This window comes from Vibrio sagamiensis NBRC 104589, from assembly GCF_007990935.1.
Classification (GTDB): Bacteria; Pseudomonadota; Gammaproteobacteria; order Enterobacterales; family Vibrionaceae; genus Vibrio; species Vibrio sagamiensis.
In genome coordinates this window covers 1-2365 of record NZ_BJXJ01000101.1, presented here as the reverse complement: position 1 = coordinate 2365, position 2365 = coordinate 1, and the positions used below count along the sequence as shown (strand labels likewise).

General features: G+C 40.8%; 1 protein-coding gene and 1 pseudogene. Both read right to left on the bottom strand.

All coding sequences use genetic code 11. The annotated features are described in order from the left end of the window. Positions 1-429 precede the first annotated feature (429 nt). Positions 430-2076, bottom strand: coding sequence for a BatD family protein (locus VSA01S_RS19510; RefSeq protein ID WP_039979930.1), 1647 nt, complete (start codon positions 2074-2076; stop codon positions 430-432). 4 nt (positions 2077-2080) lie between these two features. Further along, positions 2081-2365, bottom strand: a pseudogene (locus VSA01S_RS20115) (hypothetical protein); the annotation flags it as partial.

Sequence of the window (2365 nt, the reverse complement as noted above, 5' to 3'; positions counted from 1 at the left end):
GGGGGCTTTGTTTCGGCTTTGGAACATGGTAAAAACCGAATAACCGTCCTCGCTGCAAAATACTGTTCGAATAACAGAGACCGCCTTAGTTGGCGGTCTTATCATTGGTGCTTGAAAATCGAAAATCAATGAGTTGATTTAAAGACGCTTACCCTAGGCTGTGCGTTGTACCAACAACACATACTTGCTTTGGAACAGTCATGATAGGAATAAATATAAGTGATGGACATTTACCCCTCTCAAATGAGGGTTTTTTTTTACTTTCTTTTGAAGATCTCTATTAGGTGAAAATGCTAGGTGTAATTACACAGAGAGTTAAGCCTACTAGAGTATGCTTTTAGTTGGTTAGGAAACGATATAAATTAACAATAAGCTAAGAAATGGCAGTATTGTTTACTGCCATATTTTTAGAAGATAGGTGCTGTCGAATTATAGCTTTTCTAGCGGAGTGCTCGATTTATTGTTTTTCCTTTTACTCAATTGTTTGAGCTTATCGATCAAGGAATCTGACGTCCAGTCCACTTTATTGGTTCCAAAATGAGCTCGATTCATCACTTTTAGCTCTTCTTTGACGGCTTCAAGAGCATCAGGTGCAGCGTGATTTGCGTAATGCTTAAGGTGCTGATTAACGGCTTGCTCTATTTTTGCACAATCCCCATGTTTGATGATTTGCTCTAGGGACTGAGTCGTGTCGTTACTTTTAGTATTTTTACTACTAGATGGTCGCACTTCTTTATTTTTCCATAAAGCAAAAGCGGTGGCAGAGGAAAGTAACCATAAAATAGCAAAAATAATGGCTAAAGTTCGCCAGATTGGATCAATACCAATTTGGCTGGTGCTTGTATCTGTTGTAGGGAGCGCTTGTACGTTAGGATTGAGGTCAGGCAGTGTGATCAATCCACTATCGCTTTTCTCCACATTCAGTCTTAGACCTTTGAGGTTACTTTGTCTGGCTTGGTCACGTTGGCTGTTCCACCATTTTACGTTGTAACCGGGTAAATCCAATTCACCTGCTTTAGTGGGTATTAAAACTTGTTTGACCACCATGGTGAGTGTTCCATCAGATGCGGTATCAAATTGTGGTTGCTCTGGATAAACTCTTAAAGAATCAGGATATGAGATACTCACTCTTGGTAAATACTCAGATTGCGTCCCTCGTGCTTTGATGCGAATAGTACGAGTTATCGATGAGCCTTGCTTAACATTATTTACCGAAGTATTGGAAAGGTAGTTACCTTGCTCATCTTGCCAAGTTTGTGTCATCTCTAAAGCAGAAGCAGGAAGCCAATTACCTTCAAAACTGCTCGGTATCTGTTTAACGGTGATTGGAATTTGCTCAGCTTTTGTGTTGATCGGCATGATCTTGGTTGAGCCAGTTTGTCGATCACTGTAAATGTAAGAGCCTGTTAACCTCGGTCCATTAAGCTCAAACGTTCCAGGTTGCTCGGCGGTCAGTTGAAAATCTTGTTCTACAATATTGACCTCAAGTCCATCAATGATACGTTTACCTTGTCTCATGTCACTGGCGGCCTCAATATGCATCCCATTGACTGAGGGTGGTACGATAACAGGGTTATCAAGACGACGAGGATCAACATTGATCAAAAGTTGAATTTTCAATGTTGCTGACTGTTTTGGATATAATATTTTATTGCTTAGGTTAAGATTAAATTGAAATAAATCATCCAATTCCGGTTCCGCTTTATTTGCTGAAACGCGTAGCATGATGGGCCGTGTTTTCATACCATCTATTGAAAAACTTGGTATGGTGATGTCACCTTCTCTGATTGGAGCGATAGAAATACTCCATTCTGTACGGACGGTTTTTTGGCCATTGATGCTGTTACTTGAACGACCATATCTAGGTTGACCTAAGAAAAAGTCTTTTTCTAATACATCAAAGTTGATCGCGTCTGAGCTTTGCTCAGTATCGGCAATGATTCTCAGATTAATGACTTCATTTTTAGCGACTTGTGTTGTATTGACACTTGCTTGAAGGGTCTGAGCAATCGCTGAACAGTTAGCGATTAGGCTGGCCACAAAAACAAAGACCAATTTTGCGCCTTGCTTGAACATAGACTTACCACTCCTTATGTGATTTTTGTGGAGATTGTTTTTGTTGCGCTTGCAACTGCATTTGAGCTCGAATTAAAAAGCTTGGATCACGAGCGTTTTCTACGGCTTCTAAACGGCGGAATTCAGGATCGTCCAGATAAGGCTTGTCTGTTGGTTGATCTTGCTCTGGCTCTCCCTCCAGCTCGGCTTTTTGCTCTGCATTTTCTTGCTTAGAGTCCGATTTATCTTGCTCTCCGCTTTGCTGCTTTTCTTTTTCTTCTTGGGTGTCACTTTTTTCTGCTGCTTGCTG

Coding starts and splice junctions, on each gene's coding strand:
- VSA01S_RS19510 (WP_039979930.1), bottom strand. CDS start 2,076: ATGTTCAAGCAAGGCGCAAAATTGGTCTTTGTTTTTGTGGCCAGCCTA.